We start from the raw sequence: 2,675 nt of genomic DNA on the forward strand, positions 1-2,675 counted from the left end.
CCCACCGCCCCCCGCGCCGCCCCCGCGCCCTCCACGCGGCGTAACACGACGCTGTGTCCCGGCATCTCGCGTAGGCGGCGCCCCGCCGCCGGGGGGTGGGGGCCGGACGACCGGAGCGGGCACTGGAGCTGGCCCGCGAGCACCTGCTCGGCGCGGTGCGCATCCCGGCGGAGGCCGGGGGAGGCGGCTACAGCATGCGGGAGTTCTTCACCCTCGCCATCCGGCTCGCCGAGGCCGACCCCGATGTGCCGCACATCCTGCGCGGGCACTTCGGCACCGTCGAGGAGGCCTGGCGCGCCAGGGACACCGAACGCGGGCAGCTGTGGTTGCGGCGCGTCCTGGCGGGCAAGATCTTCGGCGGCGCCCAGGCGGAGCTGTCCGGGCAGCCCGGCGTCTACACCTACGACACCACCCTGGTCGCCGACGGCGAGAACTTCCGGCTCAACGGCCGGAAGTTCTACAGCACCGGCAGCTCCTACGCCGACTACCTGCGGATCTCGGCGAACAACGAGGAGGGCAGGCAGGTCAGCGTGGTCGTCCCCGCCGACCGGCCGGGCATCCTGCACGCGGGGGACTGGGACGGCATCGGCCAGCGCGAGACCGGCAGCGGCACCACCGTCCTCGACGACGTGCTGGTGTACCCGGACGAGGTCGGCGAGTTCCGGCGCATCGCCGAACCGGGCAAGCCGCGCAGCCCGCAAGCGCATCTGCTGTTGCACGCCATCGGCGCGGGTGTGCTGCGCGCCCTGACCGCCGAGACCGCCGACCTGCTGCGCCGACGCACCCGCTCCTACTCCTGGGGCAACACCGAACTCGCCCGCGAGGACCCCCAGCTGCTCGCCGTGATCGGCTCGCTGGCCAGCACCACCTTCGTCGTCGAAGCGGCCGTCCTCACCGCCGCCGACGCCCTCGACCGCGCCTACCGCCACGTCTGGGAACACGGCCGCGCCGACGACGCCCTCGAACGCGCCGCCTCCCTCGAGACCTCGAAAGTCAAAGTGGCCGTGGAGAAGATCGCCCTCCAGGCCGCCGCGGAGGCGTTCGACGCGGGCGGCGCGTCGTGGACCCGCGCCTCGGTCCAGCTCGACCGCCACTGGCGCAACCTGCGCACCCTGTTCTCGCACAACCCGACCGTCTACAAGGCCCGCGTGGTCGGCGACGTGGTCGTCAACGACGCCCCGCTCCCCGGGGCCGGCTTCTTCTGACGCCGCGCGGTCCGCGCGTGAAGCCCGCCGAGGCCGTCACATCGGCCGCCGAGCTCAGCCCCGCGCACGGGCGGCGTGGAACGCCCGCGCGCCCTGCTCGTGGTCGACGATCCGCTCCGGGTAGCCCCGGGTGGCCTCGGCGTCCAGCCGCCAGGGGGTGTGGATCTGCTTGCCCTCGAGGTGGGCGAGTTCGGGCACCCAGCGCCGCACGTACGCCCCGTCCGGGTCGTACCGCTCGGCCTGGCGCAGCGGATTGAGCACACGGTTGGGCCGGGTGTCGGCCCCGGTGCCCGCCACCCACTGCCAGTTCAGCTGATTGTTGGCGATGTCGCCGTCGAGCAGGTGGGCGAGGAAGTGCGCGGCGCCGAGCCGCCAGTCCACGTACAGCGTCTTGGTGAGGAAGCTCGCGGTGACCAGGCGGGCGCGATTGTGCATCCAGCCCTGGGCGGCGAGCTGGCGCATGCCCGCGTCGACCAGGGGGTAGCCGGTGCGGCCCGCGCGCCAGGCGTGGAGGAGGGCGGGGTCGCTGTTCCAGCGGTCGTGGCGGGGACGGTAGTCGCGGTGGGCGGCCCGGGGGCGGGCGGCGAGCATCTGGTGGTGGAAGTCGCGCCAGGCCAGCTGGCGGACGAAAGCGGCGCCGCCGGGAGTGGAGCCGTCGGCGGCGTGGACCAGTTCGGTGGCCGACAGACAGCCGAAGTGCAGGTGGGGGGACAGGCGGGAGGTGGCGTCGGCGGCCATGTCGTCGTTGCGGTCCGCGTAGGCCTCGACGCCGTCGGCGAACCATTCCCGCATGATCTTCCTGGCCGCGCTCTCGCCGCCGGTCGCGAGATCGGGCGCGGCCTCGCCGCCCGCGAGATCGGCCGCGGCGGGCAGCTTCTCGGTGCCTGCGCCGGAGGGCAGGCGCAGCGTGCGCGGGGGCCGCAGCGGCGTGCGCGGCCGGACCGAGGACCAGCGGCGGTGATACGGGGTGAAGACCGCGAAGTGGTCCTTGCCGCCGGGCGTCACCCGGCCTGGACCGACCACGGTGATGCTGCCCGAGTGCACCCGCAACCGGCAGCCGTCGCGCTCGAGGGCGTCCCGCAGCCGGTCCTCGCGACGGCGGGCGAAGGCGCTCACATCCTCGGCGAGGTGCACCTCGCTCACCCCGTGTCGCCGGACCAGCTCGCTCACCTCGCGCACGGTGTCGCCGCCGCGCACCACCAGCCGTCCGCCCGCACGGCGCAGCGCGTCGTCCAGGTCGGCGAGCGCGTCGGCGAGGAAGGCGGCCTTGTTCGGGGTCAGGTAGTCGCCCGCGCGGATGGCCTCGTCCACCACGAACACGGGCAGCACCTCGTCGGCGCGCGCGGCGGCCGACAGCACCGGGTTGTCGTGCACGCGCAGGTCGCGGGTGAACAGCGCGAGCGCCACGGTCACCGGACGCGCCGTTCGTCGTCGCCCGCCCGGTCGACGGGGGCGCCGCCCACGGCGGGG

General features: G+C 74.7%; 2 protein-coding genes. One reads left to right on the forward strand and one right to left on the reverse strand.

Features of this window, described 5'->3' with window-relative positions; translation table 11 throughout:
* Positions 1-95: 95 nt before the first annotated feature.
* Positions 96-1,205 carry an acyl-CoA dehydrogenase family protein gene (locus QH283_RS18080; protein WP_280504168.1) on the forward strand — a complete coding sequence of 370 codons (1,110 nt, stop codon included), beginning with the start codon at positions 96-98 and terminating at the stop codon, positions 1,203-1,205.
* 54 nt (positions 1,206-1,259) lie between these two features.
* Here QH283_RS18080 and QH283_RS18085 read toward each other — a convergent pair whose 3' ends face one another.
* Positions 1,260-2,618 carry a cryptochrome/photolyase family protein gene (locus tag QH283_RS18085; RefSeq protein ID WP_280504169.1) on the reverse strand — a complete coding sequence of 453 codons (1,359 nt, stop codon included), beginning with the start codon at positions 2,616-2,618 and terminating at the stop codon, positions 1,260-1,262.
* Positions 2,619-2,675 lie beyond the last annotated feature (57 nt).

It is taken from the genome of Nocardia farcinica (assembly GCF_029867845.1).
Lineage (GTDB): Bacteria > Actinomycetota > Actinomycetes > Mycobacteriales > Mycobacteriaceae > Nocardia > Nocardia farcinica_A.